This is a genomic window from Cohnella cholangitidis (genome assembly GCF_014107495.1).
Classification (GTDB): domain Bacteria; phylum Bacillota; class Bacilli; order Paenibacillales; family Paenibacillaceae; genus Cohnella; species Cohnella cholangitidis.
The window spans coordinates 4583130-4601626 of the sequence record NZ_CP041969.1 but is presented as its reverse complement, the minus strand read 5'-3'; the positions used below and the strand labels follow the sequence as shown (position 1 = coordinate 4601626).

General features: G+C 51.9%; 17 protein-coding genes and 1 pseudogene. 4 read left to right on the top strand and 14 right to left on the bottom strand.

The features are described 5' to 3' along the window. Window position 1: 1 nt before the first annotated feature. The 6 genes from FPL14_RS21190 to cysT form a co-directional block, all read right to left on the bottom strand. A complete protein-coding gene (locus FPL14_RS21190) occupies window positions 2-2380 on the bottom strand; it encodes a glycoside hydrolase family 95 protein (protein ID WP_182299625.1) in 2379 nt (792 codons plus the stop codon). Window positions 2381-2558: 178 nt separating this feature from the next. Beyond that, window positions 2559-3503 (bottom strand): GNAT family N-acetyltransferase, encoded by a 945-nt coding sequence (locus FPL14_RS21185; protein ID WP_182299624.1) that lies wholly within the window; start codon window positions 3501-3503, stop codon window positions 2559-2561. A 112-nt stretch (window positions 3504-3615) separates the two neighbouring features. Then, the gene (locus tag FPL14_RS21180; protein ID WP_182299623.1) at window positions 3616-4704 is read right to left on the bottom strand and encodes a sulfate ABC transporter substrate-binding protein; all 1089 of its coding nucleotides are present in this window, start codon (window positions 4702-4704) and stop codon (window positions 3616-3618) included. 41 nt (window positions 4705-4745) lie between these two features. Continuing rightward, entirely contained in the window at window positions 4746-5810 is a 1065-nt protein-coding gene (locus FPL14_RS21175; protein ID WP_182299622.1) for a sulfate/molybdate ABC transporter ATP-binding protein, read from the bottom strand. 1 nt (window position 5811) lies between these two features. Beyond that, window positions 5812-6609, bottom strand: a complete 798-nt coding sequence (locus FPL14_RS21170) for a sulfate ABC transporter permease subunit (RefSeq protein ID WP_182299621.1) — start codon at window positions 6607-6609, stop codon at window positions 5812-5814. Beyond that, window positions 6606-7412 (bottom strand): sulfate ABC transporter permease subunit CysT, encoded by an 807-nt coding sequence (gene cysT / locus FPL14_RS21165; RefSeq protein WP_407644678.1) that lies wholly within the window; start codon window positions 7410-7412, stop codon window positions 6606-6608. The genes FPL14_RS21170 and cysT overlap by 4 nt, the downstream gene beginning before the upstream one ends. Before the next feature lie 249 nt (window positions 7413-7661). On the opposite strand from cysT, the gene FPL14_RS21160 reads away from it, so the two are divergent. Then, window positions 7662-8063 (top strand): secondary thiamine-phosphate synthase enzyme YjbQ, encoded by a 402-nt coding sequence (locus tag FPL14_RS21160; protein WP_182299619.1) that lies wholly within the window; start codon window positions 7662-7664, stop codon window positions 8061-8063. A 17-nt stretch (window positions 8064-8080) separates the two neighbouring features. Here the strand turns inward: FPL14_RS21160 and FPL14_RS21155 are convergent, their stop codons facing one another. Together FPL14_RS21155 and FPL14_RS21150 are read right to left on the bottom strand one after the other, a co-directional pair. After that, window positions 8081-8713 carry a YigZ family protein gene (locus FPL14_RS21155; RefSeq protein ID WP_182299618.1) on the bottom strand — a complete coding sequence of 211 codons (633 nt, stop codon included), beginning with the start codon at window positions 8711-8713 and terminating at the stop codon, window positions 8081-8083. A 148-nt stretch (window positions 8714-8861) separates the two neighbouring features. After that, window positions 8862-10211, bottom strand: a complete 1350-nt coding sequence (locus FPL14_RS21150) for a glucose-6-phosphate isomerase (RefSeq protein WP_182299617.1) — start codon at window positions 10209-10211, stop codon at window positions 8862-8864. Window positions 10212-10425: 214 nt separating this feature from the next. On the opposite strand from FPL14_RS21150, the gene FPL14_RS21145 reads away from it, so the two are divergent. The 3 genes and pseudogenes from FPL14_RS21145 (at window position 10426) to FPL14_RS30060 (ending at window position 12215) form a co-directional block, all read left to right on the top strand. After that, entirely contained in the window at window positions 10426-10779 is a 354-nt protein-coding gene (locus FPL14_RS21145; RefSeq protein ID WP_182299616.1) for a YmaF family protein, read from the top strand. A 182-nt stretch (window positions 10780-10961) separates the two neighbouring features. Next, window positions 10962-11846, top strand: a pseudogene (locus FPL14_RS21140) (NAD(P)-dependent oxidoreductase); the annotation flags it as partial. Then, on the top strand, window positions 11826-12215 hold the full coding sequence (locus FPL14_RS30060; protein WP_267875443.1) for a PilZ domain-containing protein: 390 nt from the start codon (window positions 11826-11828) through the stop codon (window positions 12213-12215). The pseudogene FPL14_RS21140 and the gene FPL14_RS30060, both read left to right, overlap by 21 nt. Before the next feature lie 63 nt (window positions 12216-12278). Here FPL14_RS30060 and FPL14_RS21135 read toward each other — a convergent pair whose 3' ends face one another. The 6 genes from FPL14_RS21135 to FPL14_RS21110 all read right to left on the bottom strand — a co-directional run bounded on the left by FPL14_RS21135 (window position 12279) and on the right by FPL14_RS21110 (window position 18495). Continuing rightward, window positions 12279-13106, bottom strand: coding sequence for a carbohydrate ABC transporter permease (locus FPL14_RS21135; RefSeq protein ID WP_182299614.1), 828 nt, complete (start codon window positions 13104-13106; stop codon window positions 12279-12281). A gap of 7 nt (window positions 13107-13113) precedes the next feature. Then, entirely contained in the window at window positions 13114-13986 is an 873-nt protein-coding gene (locus FPL14_RS21130; protein ID WP_182299613.1) for a carbohydrate ABC transporter permease, read from the bottom strand. Window positions 13987-14047: 61 nt separating this feature from the next. Next, window positions 14048-15373 (bottom strand): extracellular solute-binding protein, encoded by a 1326-nt coding sequence (locus FPL14_RS21125; RefSeq protein ID WP_182299612.1) that lies wholly within the window; start codon window positions 15371-15373, stop codon window positions 14048-14050. A gap of 15 nt (window positions 15374-15388) precedes the next feature. Then, window positions 15389-17125, bottom strand: a complete 1737-nt coding sequence (locus FPL14_RS21120; RefSeq protein WP_182299611.1) for a glycoside hydrolase family 13 protein — start codon at window positions 17123-17125, stop codon at window positions 15389-15391. A 21-nt stretch (window positions 17126-17146) separates the two neighbouring features. Next, complete coding sequence (locus FPL14_RS21115) at window positions 17147-18124, bottom strand: LacI family DNA-binding transcriptional regulator (protein ID WP_182299610.1); 978 nt, start codon at window positions 18122-18124, stop codon at window positions 17147-17149. A gap of 179 nt (window positions 18125-18303) precedes the next feature. Further along, entirely contained in the window at window positions 18304-18495 is a 192-nt protein-coding gene (locus FPL14_RS21110) for a type II toxin-antitoxin system antitoxin (protein WP_182299609.1), read from the bottom strand. Window positions 18496-18497 lie beyond the last annotated feature (2 nt).

The window sequence follows — 18497 nt, the reverse complement described above, 5'->3', positions numbered from 1 at the left end:
GTTAGTCTATACGTATGATGTAAGTTTGTCCCGCTTCGGCGGCCCACGTAAATGTACCGTCATTAGAATGAATAGTTTGAATAGACATGCCTTGGCAAGTTATCGATACCGGATACGTTATGCGCAAGCGGCATTGTTGCGAAATCGGAGTATGGAATAAGGCTTTCTCTAGCTTACCATCAACCCATCGGATATCAACAGTCCAGCCTCCGCGTCCCTTCAATCCCTTTACGCTGCCTTCCGGCCATGCCCTCGGCAACGCGGGCAGCAACCGGAGCTCTCCCGCATGGCTCTGCAGCAACATCTCCGCGATTCCGGCCGCTCCTCCGAAATTGCCGTCTATCTGGAACGGCGGATGCGCATCCCATAGATTGTCGTACGTGGAACGCCGCAATAGAGTCATGACATAATCGTGGGCTCTCTCGCCATCCTCCAATCGGGCCAACAAATTTATGATCCATGCGCAGCTCCAGCCCGTATGTCCTCCTCCCGAAGACAACCGGCGATTTAACGATACACTGCACGCCTCGACCCATGTATCGTCGCGACCCGCTACGAACTGGTCGCCCGGATGTAAACCATAGAGATGGGAGAGATGCCGATGGCCCGGGTCTTCCTCTTGAAAATCCTCGCACCATTCCAGCAATTGACCGAATTGGCCTGTCCGGTACGGAGGAAATCTATCTAAGCTTGCGGTTAGCTCGTCTCGGAATTTCGAATCCGTCTGCAAGATTTCGCCCGCTTCTATACAATGGCGGAACAGCTCTCGAATGAGGGACATATCCATCGTTGAACCGTAGGAAACGCTGCACTTCTCTCCCTGCACGGTAATGAAATCATTTTCCGGGGAAGTCGAAGGACAGGTAACCAAGTATCCGTCCGGCCCCTCTGCCAGCCAATCCAAACAAAACTCGGCCGCTCCCTTCAGAGCGGGATACGCACGCTCCGACAAGAATACCTTGTCCAACGAATATTCGTAACGATTCCACAAGTGCCAGCATAGCCACGCCGCTCCCATCGGCCAATAAGCCCATTTGGCATTCAAGCCTACGGCCGTCGCGGATCTCCAAAGATCCACGTTATGATTAACCGTCCATCCTCGACAACCGTAGTTGACTTCGGCGGCGCGTTCTCCCGTTACTCGCAAACCATCGATCAGGTCGAACAGCGGTTCATGGCATTCGCTAAGATTGCAGCTTTCCGCCAGCCAGTAATTCATTTGGACATTGATGTTCGTCGTCCAGTTGCTGCTCCATGACGCCCTCACCCGTGGATTCCATATCCCCTGCAGATTAGCGGGCTGGCTTCCGGCTCTGGAGCTAGCGATCAGCAGGTAGCGGCCATAATCGAAATACAGTGCCGTCAATGCCGGATCCTCGGCGCCTTCTCTAACTTTCAGCAATCGCTCGTCCGTAGGTGTCTTTGACGCTTCTTCATCCCCATTGCCCAGCTTCAAGTCAACACGATGGAACAAGCTCCGGTAATCCGCCAGATGAGAAGCAAGAAGCTGCTCATAAGTTAGATCGGATAGCGCGGATAACGCCGATGCGCATAGTGCCGACGGGTCTTGTCCATTGCCCGCGGGATCTTGATCGAATCCGTTAAAACTCGTCGCAGCCGCCAGTTTCAGTAGAACCTCGTCTGCGGACTCGATTAGGAATTGTTGATCTTTGGCGGTCACTGTCCCCCCGACGGCTTCGATGACCGCTTGAACCTGGAAGGTCATCCCTTTGCCATCTTTATAAATAATTGGTTCCGGTTCGGAAACGTAATTCGGCGCGACATGTACCGGTGCCCGTCCTCTAAGCGTTAAACACGGACCCGAATCCGTAAATTCGGTCATGACGGATTCATGTTGAAGTTGGCTATCCAAGCCGATCTTAAGAGAAATGGAGCCCGGACGATCCGATCCGAGCTTAATGACCAACGCTTGATCGGGCGCAGAGCAGAAAACTTCGCGCACGAATTTTATTCCATCGCGTATATAACTTACTTTGGCGACAGCCGTATTCAAATCCAACTCTCTCGTATAAGAATAGACAGATCCGTCGTCCCTCCAAGTCATCACCAAATCGGCCATCGGAAGATAAGATTGATTCCAAGGACCGAACATCTCTTGCTCAAGCAAATTTTGCGCCAAGCGATACTCGCCTGCGAATACGAGACGGCGAACCTCGTCAATCGCGGTCGACGCCGCTGGATTCGTCTTATCGACCGGCTCTCCAGACCACAGCGTGTCCTCGTTCAATAGGATCCGATCTTCGCCAAGACCGCCGAATATCATAGCTCCCAGCCTGCCGTTTCCGACCGGAAGAGATTCCTTCTCCCAGTCCGCCGCCGGGCGGGAATACCAAAGTTTGCGAAACGCAGTTTGACCCATGTTATCGTCATCCTCTCAGGAGGGATATCCCATCCCTGCTATTCGACTTCATTCTAAACGAATGTTCCGGCTATTCACCATACAAAAATCCGATTCGTTGCTCCAATAATCCCGGCAAAAAAAAATGGTGGCAGAAAGGCTTCTTCTGCTCACCGCTCTTTAACTATTTTATCGTACGTTACACCCCAAGCTTCTTCTCCAGCGTTAACGCTTTAACCGTTCCTTCGGTACGCACGATCAGCTCCTGGTCCACGATCTCGTAGCCCATGTTCTGATAGAGCACCAGGTTATTCTGAACGGATTGCCTTACTCTGCACCGGCTGATGTTAAGCCCTTGGGAAATCCCTTGTTTTTCGATCCACTTCACCAGTTGTCTAGCGTAACCTCTTCTGCGGCGATTCGGCACGACGGATAAGCGGAAGAAGTAAATGGCATCGTCGATAATCTTATATCGGACCATCGCCGAAGCCGTATCGTCTTCGTACAGGATGGCAGCGGACTCGCTTTGCTCCTGAAGTGCCTTCAAGATCGATTCTTCGGTCTCTTCCAATGCGCTAGACGGCGGAATTGCCGTACGATACTCTTCGAAAGCGAGCATCATTAGGGTGTACACGGTGTCCGCGTCTTCCGGAGTCGCTTCGCGAATCGTCACTTCCGGGTCTTTTCTAAGCAGTGGCGACGGCTTTGCCGGGGCGTCCTCGGGTTCCTCAAGAGCCGCTTGCGCGGCCTCGTCTGCTTCCACGTCAATGACTTCCGACGCCTGTCCGCTAACGCGGGCAGGTTGAACGTTCTCTCCTCGGAAATAACCGCGAGTCGTTCTTAAGACCAACATTAAAATAAGAATGAACGACAACATAACCTGAATTAGATTGAAAAACATGGATAATAAAAGAACGGCAAATGAAATCAGGATCGTAGGCATGAGCTTCCTTCTGTTAATCATTAAAACCATGATGACCATCGATACCACACCCAAGACCAATAAAGCAATCAAAATCAATAAGTTGTTAGCGGAAATTTCGCCTAAGTCCGAATTAAAAAGGGACACGACTCCCATGCCAAGCATTATGATTTTAAAATAGAGAATAAAGAGCATAATTCGAACGCTAGTTGGTTTGATCAAGGTGAGTCCTCCCTAATACTTGTCCTAATCAATAATTATAACAAAAAAAACAGTCGTGCGGAGCATAGCATTCCCGCATCGGCTGTTTTTTACCGATTTATTTCCTCGCCTGTTATTGTCCGGCTAATACTTGATACCAGATTCCCTTCTTGGAATACAAGGTCTCCCTTACTTCGTCCCATCCGCCAAGATAGTCAATCGTGAATAACTCGGGCGGTCGGGGGAAACGCTCTTGCATTCCGGCGGCGATCTCGTCGTTAACGGGACGGAAACCATGTTCGGCGAATAGCTTCTGCGCTTCATTGGAATATAAATACTTAACGAAGGCATCCGCCGCTTCGCGCACGCCGTGGCGATCCGCGTTGCGATCGACGACCGCCGCCGGGTTCTCGATCAAGATCGTGCTCGAAGGGACGACGATATCGTATTCGACTCCTTGCGCGATTCTCGCGAGCAGTTCGTTCTCGTAAGTTACGATAACGTCGCCGACTCCGTATTCGAATGCCGCCATCGAGGCACGACCGCTTTTGTCCATGGATTCGATGTTCCGGTGAACGTCCTCAAGAAACTTTTTGGCTGCCGCGGCATCCTTAGCCCCCGTTACCGCCTCGGACTTCTTCAAGCCCGCCCCATAGATCGCGTTAATGTCCCATTGCGCTCCGCCCGACGTTTTCGGATTCGGATAGAGCACCTTCACGCCAGTTTTCGTCAAATCCTCGAAATCCTTGATACCAAGGGGGTTGCCTGCCCTCGTCCCCAGAACGACGATCGAACGCGTCACCATGCCCTTAGACGATGTTTGCTTCCATTCGGGAGACACAAGCTCGGCCTTCACCAGCTTTTCCATATCTCCTTCGAGAGCGAGCAACGTCACGTCGGCTTCGAAGCCTCCGATGATGGAGCGCGCTTGCGTCCCTGAAGCTTCATACGATTCTTGGAATACGACGTTCTGGCCGGTTTTCGCTTTCCATTCCGCTTTGAATGCCGGCATAATATCCTGAAGAGCGTCTTTGGCAACGGAATAAGCGCCAACCACTAGCGTAACGTCGCCCGAAGCAGCGACCGGATTCTCGCCTGTAACCGCGGACGGTTGATCCGACCCGCCGCAACCGGAGATGGCGAACGATAAGAATAAGAGAATGAGCAAAGATGATAATCCCATTTTACGGCTTAGCTTTGCATTACGGTTACCCGTCTTCATTGCTGTCCTCCCGAGGTGCCTTCGTAGGCTCCCACCCAAACTTAAATATGCACCGGCAATGGATCTTCCTTCAATTTGTTCTCCATAACCCAGCTATCGTTATCGTTGAATAAGTAAGCGCGATGAATCAGCACTTGAACCTCGTCGCCCGGATGAAGAATTTCCTTCTCCAGCGAACGGTAAGTGACTAGGCGGGTGGAACCCACTTCCACCTCTACCAGCCACTCGCTTCCGCGGAAATGAACGTGGCGGACGCTGCCCTTGGCCGTGGCGGACAGCAGCTCGAAATCCGACGGTTTGCCCACTTCCACGTATTCCGGCCGAATCAGGGCTTTCGTTCCAGGCCAGTCGGATGCGTCTCCGAATCCGCGCAGGGACGACACGTCATCCACGATCGTCGATTCTCCGATGAAGCTGGCGACGAACGGAGATTCCGGATTTTTATAAATTTCCCAAGGGGTTCCTTTTTGCTCTAGGCGCCCTTTGTTAATGATCATGATTTGGTCGGCTACTTCGATCGCTTCGTCTTGGTCATGCGTAACGAAGATAGAGGTAATGCCCAATCGGTCGATCATATCGCGCAGCCAAGAACGCAATTCGTGACGGATCTTCGCGTCGATAGCCGCAAAAGGCTCGTCAAGCAACAACAGCTGCGGCTCGGGAGCCAGAGCTCTCGCGAAAGCGACGCGTTGGCGCTGTCCTCCGGACAACTGATGAGGATAACGTTTCTCGAAACCGGACAACCCCGTTAATTCGACGAGCTCGGCCACGCGGGCTTTGATCTTCGGCTTCGACCACTTCTTCACTTCTAGTCCGAATGCGATATTCTCCGCGACGGACATATGCTTGAACAGCGCATAGTTCTGAAAGACGAACCCGATGCCTCTCTCTTGGGGAGGAAGATCGTTCACCCGTTTGCCGTGAAACAAAATATCTCCCTCGTCAACGGATTCCAAGCCGGCAAGCATGCGAAGGATCGAGGTTTTGCCGCCGCCGCTCGGACCTAACAAGCCGATCAACTGACCTTTCTCAATCTCGAAGTTCACATTCGAGACTGCTTGAAAATCGCCGAATTTCTTGTTTAATCCGCTGACTTCGATATGCATCTTAATGCACTCCCCTTCTCGATTTGGCCCATTCCATGAGCAACAATAGCGTTACCGAACCTGCTGCCAACACTAACGCGATAGAATTCGCCGCGGTAAGATTAAAGTTCTCGACGTCTTGATAGACAAGAGTCGTTGCCGTTTGAGTCTTGAACAGAATATTGCCGGATACGACGAGCACCGCGCCGAATTCTCCGAGCGCCCTGGCTACCGTAAGCACGACGCCATATACGACGCTCCATTGAATGGAAGGCCAAGTCACTCTCCAGAACGTAGTCCATGCGTTCGCTCCGAGCGTGGATGCCGCTTCTTCCTGCGCGCTTCCGATTTCCTGAAGCACGGGCATTACTTCGCGAACGATCAATGGGAAGGTAACGAATAAAGTCGCGATTATCATCCCCGGCAGCGCATATACGATGTCTACCCCTGCTTTGTTAAAGAGGGCTCCCAGAGCCGTCTCCGGCCCGAGCAGCAAGACGATCATCAATCCCCCGATAACGGGAGACACCGCGAAAGGTAAATCGACGATACTATTAAGCAGTTGTTTAATACGTTGTCCTAACCAAGACGCTCTTACGAGGTAGAGGGACATCATCACGCCGAAAATCGTGTTCACGAGGGTAACGATAACGACGATCAGAAGCGTCATATATAAAGCATGCAGCGTTTCCGGTCTGGACATCCCATTCGCGAATCCGCTCCAGCCCTCATTGAACGCACCCATAGCAATTCGCACTACCGGTACGATAAGCAACAATCCGAATATCGCAACGGTCAAACCGATCCATAAGCGTCTCATCCGTTCTTCCTCCTCATCTGCACGTAGTTAACCGTCCATAGAATAAGGAATGAAAAAGTGAGCAGCAAGACGCTGACCGCGGTTGCTCCGATGGTGTTGTCGCTTTCGATTTCTCCGAAAATATAGACCGAAGCGATTAACGTTTTGCCCGGGATATTGCCGGCTACGAGTACGACCGCCCCGAATTCCGCCAACGCTCTCGAGAAAGCGAGCATAGCGCCGCTTAAAATACCCGGCAGCATATTCGGCAGAATAACTTGCCAGAAGGTAGCGGCTTTCGTGGCGCCCAGCGTGTAGGCGGCTTCCTCTTCCGACGCGTCCATCTCCTCCAGGAGAGGCTGTACGGCGCGGATAACGAAAGGAAACGTCACGAATACCATCGCGATAACGATTGCCGGCTGATGGAACAGGATCGTAAAACCAAGCTTTTCCGCCCATTCTCCTACGAAGCTGTGCGGTCCGAGCAGCAACAGAATCATAAGGCCCGCGACCGCGGTCGGCAGCGCGAAAGGCAAATCCACAAGGCTGTTCAATAGACGCCGTCCCGGAAAGCGGTAACGGATCAGAACCCATGCGGACATCGTTCCGACGAAGACGTTGATCGCCGTGGCGACGAGCGCCAGCTTAACCGTGAGAAAAACGGCTTTCCAAGCTAACGGCTCCGTAATGTTCTCCGCGAACGCCGACCAGCCGGCGGACAATGATTGACCATAAATACCAAGAATAGGAAAGATGATCAATACCATAAAATAAAGCATGACGGCGCTGCGAAATCCCCAGCTCCACCAGCGACTCTGTAGCATGGAACTCACGTTGACGTGTACCTCCTGAAGCTTTGAGAGCTGAATATAATATAATTCCTATTAAATTAGTCGGTATTGTTACTTTACCAGAAATCCGTTTATTTCGTCAATGCTAAATCGGGTGGGCAAGAGCCTTTTTATCAAAAAAACTAATACAGCCTATTCTTAATGCTTATGGAAGGTGAGTTGTCGTTTTTACTCGAGTAAGCTCGAATGGTATAATCAGGAAATGACGAGGAGGGGTTTTCTATGTTGATAAAAGAAAATTTGCGAACGGCAAACCGCGATGAAATGATCGACATCACGAGGCAGGTGGCCTCTCACATAGCCAAGCAAGAGATTCGGGATGGACTCGTTGTCGTATACTGCCCGCACACGACCGCGGGAATCGCCATCAACGAGAATGCCGATCCGGACGTGAAGAAAGACGTGCTGATGCGCCTGGACGAGGTGTATCCGTGGACTCATCCTAAGTACAGGCATGCGGAAGGCAACACGGCCTCCCACCTCAAAGCGATTACGACCGGAACATCGCAGACGATCATCGTGTCGGGAGGCAAAATGCTGCTCGGACGCTGGCAGGGCATTTACTTCTGCGAATTCGACGGACCGCGGCAACGGGAGTATTACATTAAGCTGGTCGAGGGTTGAGCGGAATCGCCGACACCCTACTCGCCCTCAATGAAGTAAAGCTCTTCGCCGAGCCCGATGATCGCTTGGCCTTGCGTGATATCGGTGATCCACGCTTGGAAACGATCCGCTTCCCCGGCTTCAGGCAGGCACGTGACGAGCACCCGATCCGTAAAAGATACGTCTCCGACCCTGAAGCCTCTTCCCCTTAACTCATTCTCCAGCTTGCCGTACCAGGTATAATCCACATCCACCTTTACTTCGCGATGCAGAACTTTGACGATCGGGTCGGCCGCGTCGATCCCGACGACCGCGCCGTCCGTATACGCTCGCACCAACCCGCCCGCGCCGAGCATAATTCCGCCGAAGTAACGGGTTACGACGACGACCACGTTTTTCAACCCTCGGTTTTTAATCACTTCCAGAATCGGTTTGCCCGCCGTTCCGCTCGGCTCCCCGTCGTCCAGCGCCTTCTGGTACTGGTCCCGTTCCCCGATCAAATAGGCGGAACAGTTATGCGTGGCGTCCCAATATTTCTTTTTTAATTCTTCTATGAAAGCAACCGCTTCTTCTTCGGTCTCCACGGGCTTAGCGTGTCCGATGAAGCGCGATTTCTTGATGACGATTTCGTCAGAGCCGAACTGTCTTACCGTTGCATAACGTGCAAGCATGATGTCCCTCCGGTTAAGCTAGTATTTCCATGCCGCAGACGACTCCGCCTTTTCGAACGGGGGTCGAATTCATAACCTAAATTTAACCACAAAAAAAGAGTGCTGGGAAGCACTCTTTTTCCGGTATTCCGTTGTTTAGATCAACCTCTTACAAACGAGCTTCCAGAGCTTTCTTCTCTTCCTCGAAGCCCGGTTTGCCGAGCAGCGCGAACATATTCTTCTTGTACGCTTCGACGCCGGGTTGGTCGAACGGATTCACTCCGAGCAGATAGCCGCTTACGCCGCAAGCGATCTCGAAGAAGTAAACCATGTAGCCGAACGTGTAAGGGCTCATATCCGGCAAGTTGACGATTAAGTTAGGAACGTTACCGTCCGTATGCGCGAGAAGAGTTCCTAGGAATGCTTTTTTATTAACGAAATCAAGCGTTTGTCCGGCAAGGAAGTTCAGACCGTCCAAGTCGTCCTCGTTTTTCTGGATTGTAATTTGTTCGGACACGTTCCCCACTTGCAGCACCGTTTCGAAGATGATCCGGTTGCCCTCTTGGATGAATTGTCCCATGGAGTGCAGGTCGGTCGAGAAGTCGACGGAAGAAGGATAAATCCCTTTATAGTCTTTGCCTTCGCTCTCGCCGTACAGCTGTTTCCACCATTCCGATACGAAGTGCAAGCCCGGCTCGTAGTTGACGAGAATTTCCACGGCTTTGCCTTTGCGGTACAAAGCATTGCGGACAGCAGCATATTGATAGGCTTGGTTCTCGCTCAAGTTAGGATTATTGTACGTAGTCGCCGCGTCTTGCGCGCCTTTCATCATCGACTCGATGTCGATGCCGGCCGCTGCGATCGGCAACAAGCCGACTGCCGTCAGAACGGAATAGCGTCCGCCTACGTCGTCCGGAATGACGAAGCTTTCGTAGCCCTCTTCCGTCGCCAGCACTTTCAACGCGCCGCGCGCTTTGTCGGTCGTCGCGTAGATACGTTTGCGCGCCGCTTCTTTGCCGTATTTGTTTTCAAGCGCTTCGCGGAAAATGCGGAAAGCGATCGCAGGCTCCGTCGTCGTACCCGATTTGGAGATGACGTTGATCGACCAGTCTTTGCCTTCCAGCGCTTGCAGCAAATGAGTGACGTATGTAGAACTGATGTTATTGCCCGCGTAGAAAATTTGCGGCGTTTTGCGTTGTTCCTTGGACAAAGTATTGTAGAAGGAGTGTTGCAGCATTTCGATCGCGGCGCGAGCTCCAAGGTAGGAGCCGCCGATACCGATGACGATCAACGCGTCGGAGTCGGACTGAATTTGCTTGGCTGCGCTCTGAATGCGAGCGAACTCTTGCTTGTCGTAATCGAACGGCAGGTTGATCCAGCCCAGATAATCGGATCCCGCGCCCGTTCCGTTATGTAGTTGCTCATGCGCCAGCTTAACTGCGGGTGCCAAGTTGTCAATCTCGTGTTGTCCGACGAATTGCAGCGCTTTGGAATAGTCGAACTGAATGCTTTTGCTCATATCCATCTCCCTTTCGCGACCTCGAACGGTCTTTGCACATTAGATATAGAATACTGAATAAATACGGCCGGCACAAGCAACGTTCGATGAAGGTTTGATGAAGATTGAATAAAAATACAATATGCGTCTCCTGCAAGACTTCCATTATACCTAGCACACTTTCTTTTCGCGAAAATACTATACCTTAGTTACAACCAGGAGGAGGAATGGTTCATTGAAAAAGATAAAGCCGTTCAGAGCAAGAAAAATTCAGGCCGCTCAAAGGCATGTGCATGAATTCGAAGGCAGCACCAAATTAGCGGAACAGGGAGCGGACAGGCATAATCATCGTTTCGCCGGCGTTACCGGTCAAGCGATCCGGGTGGGCAACAGTCACGTGCACGAGATCACTCTCACTCATACCGATTTCTTAAACCATTTTCATAATCTCAGAAAAATCAGAACAGGACGCGCAATCCCCGTAGGAAACGGTAAACACGTTCATTTCGTAACCGGAACCACCACGTTAAACGACGGTCACGTTCACCAGTTCAATTTCGCAACCCTCATTCAACAACCGCTCGTTTAATCCTGCGTCGCGTTTTGCATAAGAGCAGAGGATACTCCTCTTGCTCTTTTTGTCGTTCTTGGGGCCGAGGGATGCCTCCGTTCAAAACTTTTCTTGAACATTTCATCTGTTGCCCTTCCGAAATCCGCGAAAGAAACGGATAATAGAAGGATAGCGCATAGCGACGAAAAGGAGACGATCAGATGAAATCAATCGGATTTATCGGACTAGGCACGATGGGCGAACCGATGGTCGCCAATTTGCTGCGCAAAGGCTACCCCGTAACCGTGTATAATCGCACTCCAGGGAAAGCCGAGCAATTGGTGCAACAAGGCGCGGACGAAGCATCTTCTCCGTTGGAAGCAGCCAAGCGGGTTGACGTCGTCATCACGATGATCAGCAACGACGAAGCGATCGAAGAGGTATATTTCGGGGATAACGGCATCCTCAAGGAACTCAAACCCGGAACGACCATTATTGATAGCAGTACGATTTCCCCGACTCTGGCCAGACGGCTCGCTTCGGAGATCGCGGATCGATTCTGCGATTTTATTGACGCTCCCGTTACGGGCAGCAAGCCTGCGGCCATTGACGGAACGCTTCTGTTCATGGCGGGCGGCGACAAACAGACGATCTTGGAACATCAAGATATTTTGCTCGCGATGGGCCGCGAAATCATCTACGTCGGAGAGAGCGGGAACGGTGCTACCGCCAAGCTCGCCCACAACACGATCGTAGGGATTAACGCCGCAGGCTTAATAGAAGGAATGGCGATCGCGGCCAAGAGCGGAATCGATGCATCCTCTTTCCTGCGTATCGTTCAATCCGGAGGAGCCGCGAGCAAACAAGCCGATCTAAAAGGAAAAAAAATTATCGAGAATGACTACAGCGTACAGTTCTCTCTCGCTCTTATGCTGAAGGATCTGCGTCTTTCTACCGTACTGACGGACGCGCTCGGGATTTCGTCTCCGATGCTGGAAGCCGCGCACGGCTTGTTCCAGCTTGGACAGGCAGCCGGCTATGGAGAATCGGACCTCGCGGCATTGGCCCAGGTATACGAGAAATGGATCGGCCAGCCGATCGGCCAGCCTGCAGCGCCGATATCCGCGCAGAAGACAAATCCGGAACGGAGAAAGAAAGCCCGCTTGCCGCTGGATATCCCGCTTATGATGTCGATCTACCAATGGGAAGGCGACGGAGGCTTTAGCGGACAGTCCGTTATCGGCCATCTGCGCGATCTGTCCGAGGACGGCATCCAGATCGAATCGGAGTTCCCGCTCGAACAAGACATGTTCGTCGTCATTCATTTCCTTCAGGAGTCCTCGCTTCCGCCGATGACGGCGAAGATCGTCCGAATCGAGCGCAATAACGGCTCGTTCAAATACGGGTGCATGTTATCTGCGCTCCCACTGTATCAGCGCATACAGCTTCAGGAATATATCGCGAGCCAATCTTAAGAGCAAGAGCCGCCTTTTGTCCCCTTCCGGACAATAAGCGGCTCTTTATTTTTATCGGATCAATCAGCCTTTAACGGAGCCCTCCGTCATGCCTTGAATGAAGTAACGTTGCAGCAATAGGAAAAGCACGAGCACCGGGAGCAAGGCAAGCAAGGATCCGGCGAACACGACTCCCCATTGCGTCGTATATTGCCCTTGGAAATTAGCCAAGGCAACCGGAAGCGTGCGTTTCGCGGGATCGTTAATGACCGTTAACGCCCAAGGGAACTCCTCCCAAATGAAGAGCACGTTAAAAATGATCGCCGGAACGAAAGCCGGTTTGGATAACGGCAATAGGATACGAGCGAACAGCAATCCGGAGCTTCCGCCATCCATCAGCACGGACTCGTCGATCTCGCGGGAAACGGAATCGAAAAAACCTTTGAGCAGGAACGTCGTAAAGGGGATTCCCCCGGCCGTATAGATAAGCAGCAACGCCCAATAGGAATCGTATAAATTCATATCCCGTATCATCACGAACTGCGGAATGATCAGCGTCATGGCGGGAATCGTCAAACATGCCATCAAGACGGACCAACTAAGCTTGCGACCCGTAAAATGAAAACGCGAATAAGAGAACGCCAGCATGGAGGACAACAAAAACAGAATTAAGAAAGAAACAACGGTGACAAAGAAGCTATTCAACAGGCTCCGACCGAAATTCTGGCTGCTCCAGGCCTCCTCGAAATGGATCCATGTCGGCTCCGAGGGCCACCAGCGAGGCGGATATTCGAGGATAACCGTTGCCGGCTGAAACGCCGTAGATAACATATAGAATATGGGATATAAAGAGCATCCAGCTCCGATAACAAGTAACAAGACAACGGTTGCGCGTATAGTCAATCGGCTCATCGGACGTTCACTCCCCTGCTCGCCAACGCATCTGCAGCCAATTCAGCAGAGCGATCGGAAGAGCGAATAAATAAGCCAATGCGGCTGCAAATCCAAGATCGTAATGATGAAACGCTTTGTTATACATCCAACTGAGCAATACTTCGGTTTCGTGGAGCGGGCCTCCGTTCGTTATAAGGACGACCGAAGTAAAGACGTTGAAGGCGCCTATGATCAACATCACTTGAATGAATTGCGTCGTTGATCTTACGGAAGGAAGAGTAATATGAATCATCCTTTGCCATGCTCCCGCTCCATCCACTTTCGCCGCGTCGAACAGGTCCCGTGGAACGTTCTGCAGCGCGGCGAGATAGAGTACCATGACCCAGCCTACCCCTTTCCAGATGCCAAGTATGCCAAGCACGGTCAAGGCGAGGAAAGGGCTGCTTAGCCAAGTTACGGGGCTAGACGTCCAATGCAGCTTGTCGGTCAGCACGTAATTCAGGAAGCCTTGGTCCGTAAAAATAAATTTAAATACGAGAGAAGCGACGACCCAGGACGTAATAACCGGCAAAAAGTAAACGGCTCTAAAAACTTTGACTCCGGGAAACGAGCGAAACAAGGCATAGGCGACGAGAAATCCGAGCACCATCTGGCCAGGCACCGTCAACAGCCCGTAATAGAGCAAGTTGCGCAAAGTAATCCAGAACAAGGAATCGTTCACGATGGAGACGTAATGGTCGAACCCGATGAACGATTTCTCCTCCAACCGGGTGAGACGGAAGTCGAAGAAGCTGTACACGAAATTTTGAACGAGCGGGTAAATCAGAAACAAACAAATAAACAGAAATCCCGGCAGGAAAAAGTAATATGCTTCTCGTTGCCATTTTCTCGTATGCATGGGAACAGCTCCTTTAAGAAACGAGGACACCAGGGGGAAGTGTCCTCGTCTTCGTACCGACTTATTTTTGCAGAAGCGCGTTAACCTGTTTCGCCGCATCGTCCAACGTTCCTTGCACGTCCGCATTCTGCAGGAATATTCTCATGAACGTATCGTTCAGCACGTCATCGATCTGAGGCCAAGCGGCGACCGGAGGACGCGCCTTCGAAGTTTTCAATTGCTCTAGGAAAGGGCCGAAATAGCCTACGGCTTGAATGTCCGGATGGTCCATCGCTTTCAGGTTAACCGGAATTTGGCCTACTTTCCCCATCTCCACTTGCGCTTCTTCCGACACCATGAATTTGACGAATTCCCATGACTCCTGAGGGTGCTCCTTGCTCAGGACTCCGATATCTTCTCCTCCTAGCACTTGCACGGAACCGCCTTTACCCGCCGGGAACGAAGCGGCCTTCGGCCGGAAATCGGCGAATTGTTCCTTGAACTGCGCGAATGCCCATGGACCTTCGGCCATCATGGCATACGTGCCTTTGGCATGTCCTTCGGTAACCGGGGTTTCGCCCGGTTTGAATCCCGTCAGCAAACCTTTGGCGAAGGCGTCCTGCAATTGTTTAACGATCGTTACGGAAGCTTCTCCGTTCAAATAACCTTCGGCGGTCGTATTGTCCGGGGACAATACGTCTCCCCCGTTGCTCCAAAGCCAAGGAAGAATATTCCAACCGCGCAAGGCGGGTTCTCCGAAGCCCCATCCTTTCGGATTGCTTTCTTTCAGCTTAGGCAACGCCGCGAAGAACTCTTCGGTCGTCGCGGGGGCGGCGCTCAATCCTGCCGCTTGGAACATGGTTTCGTTCCAGAACATCACTTTCGTATTCGTGTTTAGAGGAAGCGCATAAGTATGCTCGCCTACAACCGCCGTCGAGAGCGGACCGGACAACAACCCTTGGCTGACGTCACCGAAATCCGGGAACTTCTCGTCCAAGGCTACGAGCATGCCGTTCGCTTGAAGCTCGGGTACCCAAATGATGTCGAGACGGGCGATATCCGGCAACTCTCCCGCGGTCGCTCCGATTTGCAGCTTCTGGTGCAGTTGATCCCACGGGAACGAAACGGCGTTGACCTTCACGCCCGGATGGGAGGCTTCGAACTTCGGAATCAGAACTTCCTTCAGCGTCTTCTCTTCCGGGGAAGCCGTGCTATAGTGGTGCCAGAAAATCAATTCGACCGACTTCTTCGGATCCTTTTGGCCGGTTTGGGATGAAGCCGGAGACGTTTCGTTCGATTGGGATGAATTCGGCGTCGCGTTATTATTCGAATTACCGCAAGCGGCTAGAAATACACTTACAAGCAAGAGACATACCATGAGCGTATAAAAACGATTGCCTAATCTCATCTAGAAATCCTCCTTTTAATGAACAGCTCGATATAGCGCGTACTGCATGTAGCCTAACCGATCGACGCTCTCCCCATTAACCCGGGTAGCCTGGAGCTTGCCGGGCTCTAACCCGAAGCCGGCGAGAATGTCCGTGTCCGTTCTCATTTGCTCAGATAGATTCATGACTAAGTAGATGGATTCGTGTTCGCTCTCTCTCTGAATCAAATACGCCGGAATGTCCTCCTTGCATTTAACGACGAGTTCGCCTTGTTGCAATGCGGAGGAGCTTTTGCGCAGCGCGGTCCAGAACCTTGCGTTGTGCCACAAGGCGTTATCTTTCCAATCCGATTTCCAGTCCATCGCGCCTCGACAGCCCGGATCGTTGTCGCCAACGAGCCCGATCTCGTCCCCGTAATAAATAACCGGAGTGCCCGGTAACATGAACTGCATGGCGGTCAGCATCGTAAGGGCATACTCATCGTTCCCGCATCGGGTAAGAATACGCTCCGTATCATGCGAGCCTAGCAGGTTATATTGCTGCAGCGATTCCTTCAAGGAATAACGGTGATAATGGCGCGTCAATCGTTCATGGAATGACCGGATGCCGATGCTCTTGTCGGCAACGAGTTCCAATAGGATGGACCTCAGCTCATAATTCATGAAGCTGTCGGCTCCGCAGGCAACCATCAACGGCTTGGCATCGTACCAAATCTCTGCAATAATGAAGGAGTCAGGTCTCAACCGCTTGACATTGGCATTCAGCTCACGCAAAAAGCTGAATTCCACTTCGTCTGCGACATCGATCCGCCACCCGTCAATGCCCGTTTCTTCCTGCCAGAAGGTAACGATGTCATAGACGTATTGACGAACTTGGGGGGTTGATGTCCGCAGCTTAGGCATGTAACGATAGTAGCCGACCGAATCGTATCGGTCTTCGCTAAGCTCGATCGGGTATTCGTGGATGTAGAACCATTCATGATAGGGGGATTTCCTGCCCCTGCGAATGACGTCCTGAAAGAACGGATGATAGTAACCGCAATGGTTAATAACCAGATCCAGCACGACTTTAATGTCTCTCTCGTGACATCGTTGTACTAACTCCTTCAAATCGTCCTTCGTTCCGAACGCGGGATCGATGGCCATATAATCTTCCGTATCGTATTTGTGGTTGCTTCTCGATACGAATAGCGGATTCAGGTACAAGGCGTTGACTCCCAACGCTTCGAGATAATCCAGCTTGCTAATGATTCCTCGCAGATCGCCCCCCATGAAGTTATCCCTCGTCGGTTCCGAACCCCAAGGCTCGACCCCCGGCGGATCGTTCCGGCTATCGCCGTTACAGAACCGTTCCGGAAAGATTTGGTACCAGATCCGATCTTTGATCCATTCCGGCGAATGAACGGCGTCGCGATCTCCCGCATACGAGAATTGAAACGCATGCGCCTGCTTGAGTTCGGTTTCGATTCCATGCGAGTGGACCCAATAGATCTGTCCTTCCATCTCAAACCTGAATACATACTGCAAGTAACGAATCCGAGATTCATCCGCCTGCAGCGTCGCGCGGTAATAATGGCCGTGTCGGTTCTCCGACCACTTCGACATCGGCTTGTTGCTCATCCCGAGCGTCGAATGACGGTATTTGTTCCAATAGACGATCTGGACGTCGGTCGCCGCATCCGGCAGCCTCAGGCGCGCTTCAACCCTGTCCAATTCCAGCAAAGTCAAATCCAATACGGGATCATGGCAACCCGCATATGCGCTTGCAATCATTCGAATCGTTCCTTTATCTAGTTAGTGTTGCACCCGTACATTCACGTGCGGAGGAGCGTCGGGAGACCCGTCGATCACCTGCAGAAGCAGACGCGCGGCTTCCGTGCCCATGACGTCGAGCTGAAGCTGAATCGATTCCACCGGAGTCGGCAAATGACGGTATAACGGGTGATCGTCGAAAGAAGCTACCGGGATTTTTATCGCTTCGTCCTTCTTAGGAATTTCAAGCCATTCGTACAGTTTCCCTTGGCTTGCGACGATCAAAGCATCCGGCACCCCCTGCTCCGAGGAAAAAGAACCGTGCTCGTCTTCCCACTGCGCGGGTTCCACCGTGCGCGGAGTTAAACCGTTGCGTTCCATCGCGTCGCGAAAACCCCTCATTCGATTTTCCACGTAAATGTCGCGGTTAGCCTGGTCCGCTGATCCCATCATTCTAATATCCTTGCACCCTCGACGAATTAGCCTTTCGGTCAGCATTTCGGCCGCCTGAGCGTTATCGACGTCCACCCACCTTACTCCTTCCCTCGGAACGGAAGGCTCGCCCAAGACGACGAAAGGCATCTGATACTCTTGCAGAAAACGGTAGTGCTCGTCCGTCAGCAAGCTTTCGGGAATAAGCACGCCGTCTACCCGATGTTCTCTCACGATTTTCTGGAAAGTCGTCGTTTCGCTTTGGTCGATATCATGGACGCTCATCATGAGAAACAAATAATCGTTCGCGTAGATGACTTCTTCGATCCCTTGCAGCACTTCGCTGAAAAATGGATTCGCATACGCTTGGCGGTTCGTGTAATCGAAGCAAAATCCAACCGTGTACGTTCGGTTCGATGCTAGCGCGCGGGCGGTCGCGTTAGGGACATAATTATGCTCTCGAACGATGTCCATAATTTTCTGCCGCGTCTTCTCAGAAATGTTAGCGTTTCCATTCAAAACCCTGGATACCGTAGCTTTATTGACTCCCGCCAGTTCAGCTATTTCCTTGATTGTGAGACGACTCATCGCTCCCTTCTCCCTTCTATGCAACCGGTTGCATAAACACATTATAAGTCATATAGATTTTTCTAGCAAGAGGGCTTTTTCGGTTAACGCCAAAAGGCAAACCAACGATCGTTGGTCTGCCTTTTAGGAATGCGGATAGGTGGAATTTCTTATTTGATGTACGAGCAATTGTCGCGAGCCTACTGCGGCGGCTGAACGGGCCGGTCGGCGAGCGTTCCCGAAGGAAGCCTCCCCGACCTGCGCAGTGCCTCTCTAAGCAAATACTCGATATGTCCGTTGACGCTCCGAAATTCGTCCTCCGCCCATTTCTCCAACGCTCGATGAATCTCGGCATCCAATCGAAGCGGAAATGCCTTCTTTTCCTTGGCCATCC

Coding starts and splice junctions, on each gene's coding strand:
- FPL14_RS21190 (WP_182299625.1), bottom strand. CDS start 2,380: ATGGGTCAAACTGCGTTTCGCAAACTTTGGTATTCCCGCCCGGCGGCG.
- FPL14_RS21180 (WP_182299623.1), bottom strand. CDS start 4,704: ATGAAGACGGGTAACCGTAATGCAAAGCTAAGCCGTAAAATGGGATTA.
- FPL14_RS21175 (WP_182299622.1), bottom strand. CDS start 5,810: ATGCATATCGAAGTCAGCGGATTAAACAAGAAATTCGGCGATTTTCAA.
- FPL14_RS21170 (WP_182299621.1), bottom strand. CDS start 6,609: ATGAGACGCTTATGGATCGGTTTGACCGTTGCGATATTCGGATTGTTG.
- cysT (WP_407644678.1), bottom strand. CDS start 7,412: ATGCTACAGAGTCGCTGGTGGAGCTGGGGATTTCGCAGCGCCGTCATG.
- FPL14_RS21160 (WP_182299619.1), top strand. CDS start 7,662: ATGTTGATAAAAGAAAATTTGCGAACGGCAAACCGCGATGAAATGATC.
- FPL14_RS21155 (WP_182299618.1), bottom strand. CDS start 8,713: ATGCTTGCACGTTATGCAACGGTAAGACAGTTCGGCTCTGACGAAATC.
- FPL14_RS21150 (WP_182299617.1), bottom strand. CDS start 10,211: ATGAGCAAAAGCATTCAGTTCGACTATTCCAAAGCGCTGCAATTCGTC.
- FPL14_RS21135 (WP_182299614.1), bottom strand. CDS start 13,106: ATGAGCCGATTGACTATACGCGCAACCGTTGTCTTGTTACTTGTTATC.
- FPL14_RS21130 (WP_182299613.1), bottom strand. CDS start 13,986: ATGCATACGAGAAAATGGCAACGAGAAGCATATTACTTTTTCCTGCCG.
- FPL14_RS21125 (WP_182299612.1), bottom strand. CDS start 15,373: ATGAGATTAGGCAATCGTTTTTATACGCTCATGGTATGTCTCTTGCTT.
- FPL14_RS21120 (WP_182299611.1), bottom strand. CDS start 17,125: ATGATTGCAAGCGCATATGCGGGTTGCCATGATCCCGTATTGGATTTG.
- FPL14_RS21115 (WP_182299610.1), bottom strand. CDS start 18,124: ATGAGTCGTCTCACAATCAAGGAAATAGCTGAACTGGCGGGAGTCAAT.
- FPL14_RS21110 (WP_182299609.1), bottom strand. CDS start 18,495: ATGGCCAAGGAAAAGAAGGCATTTCCGCTTCGATTGGATGCCGAGATT.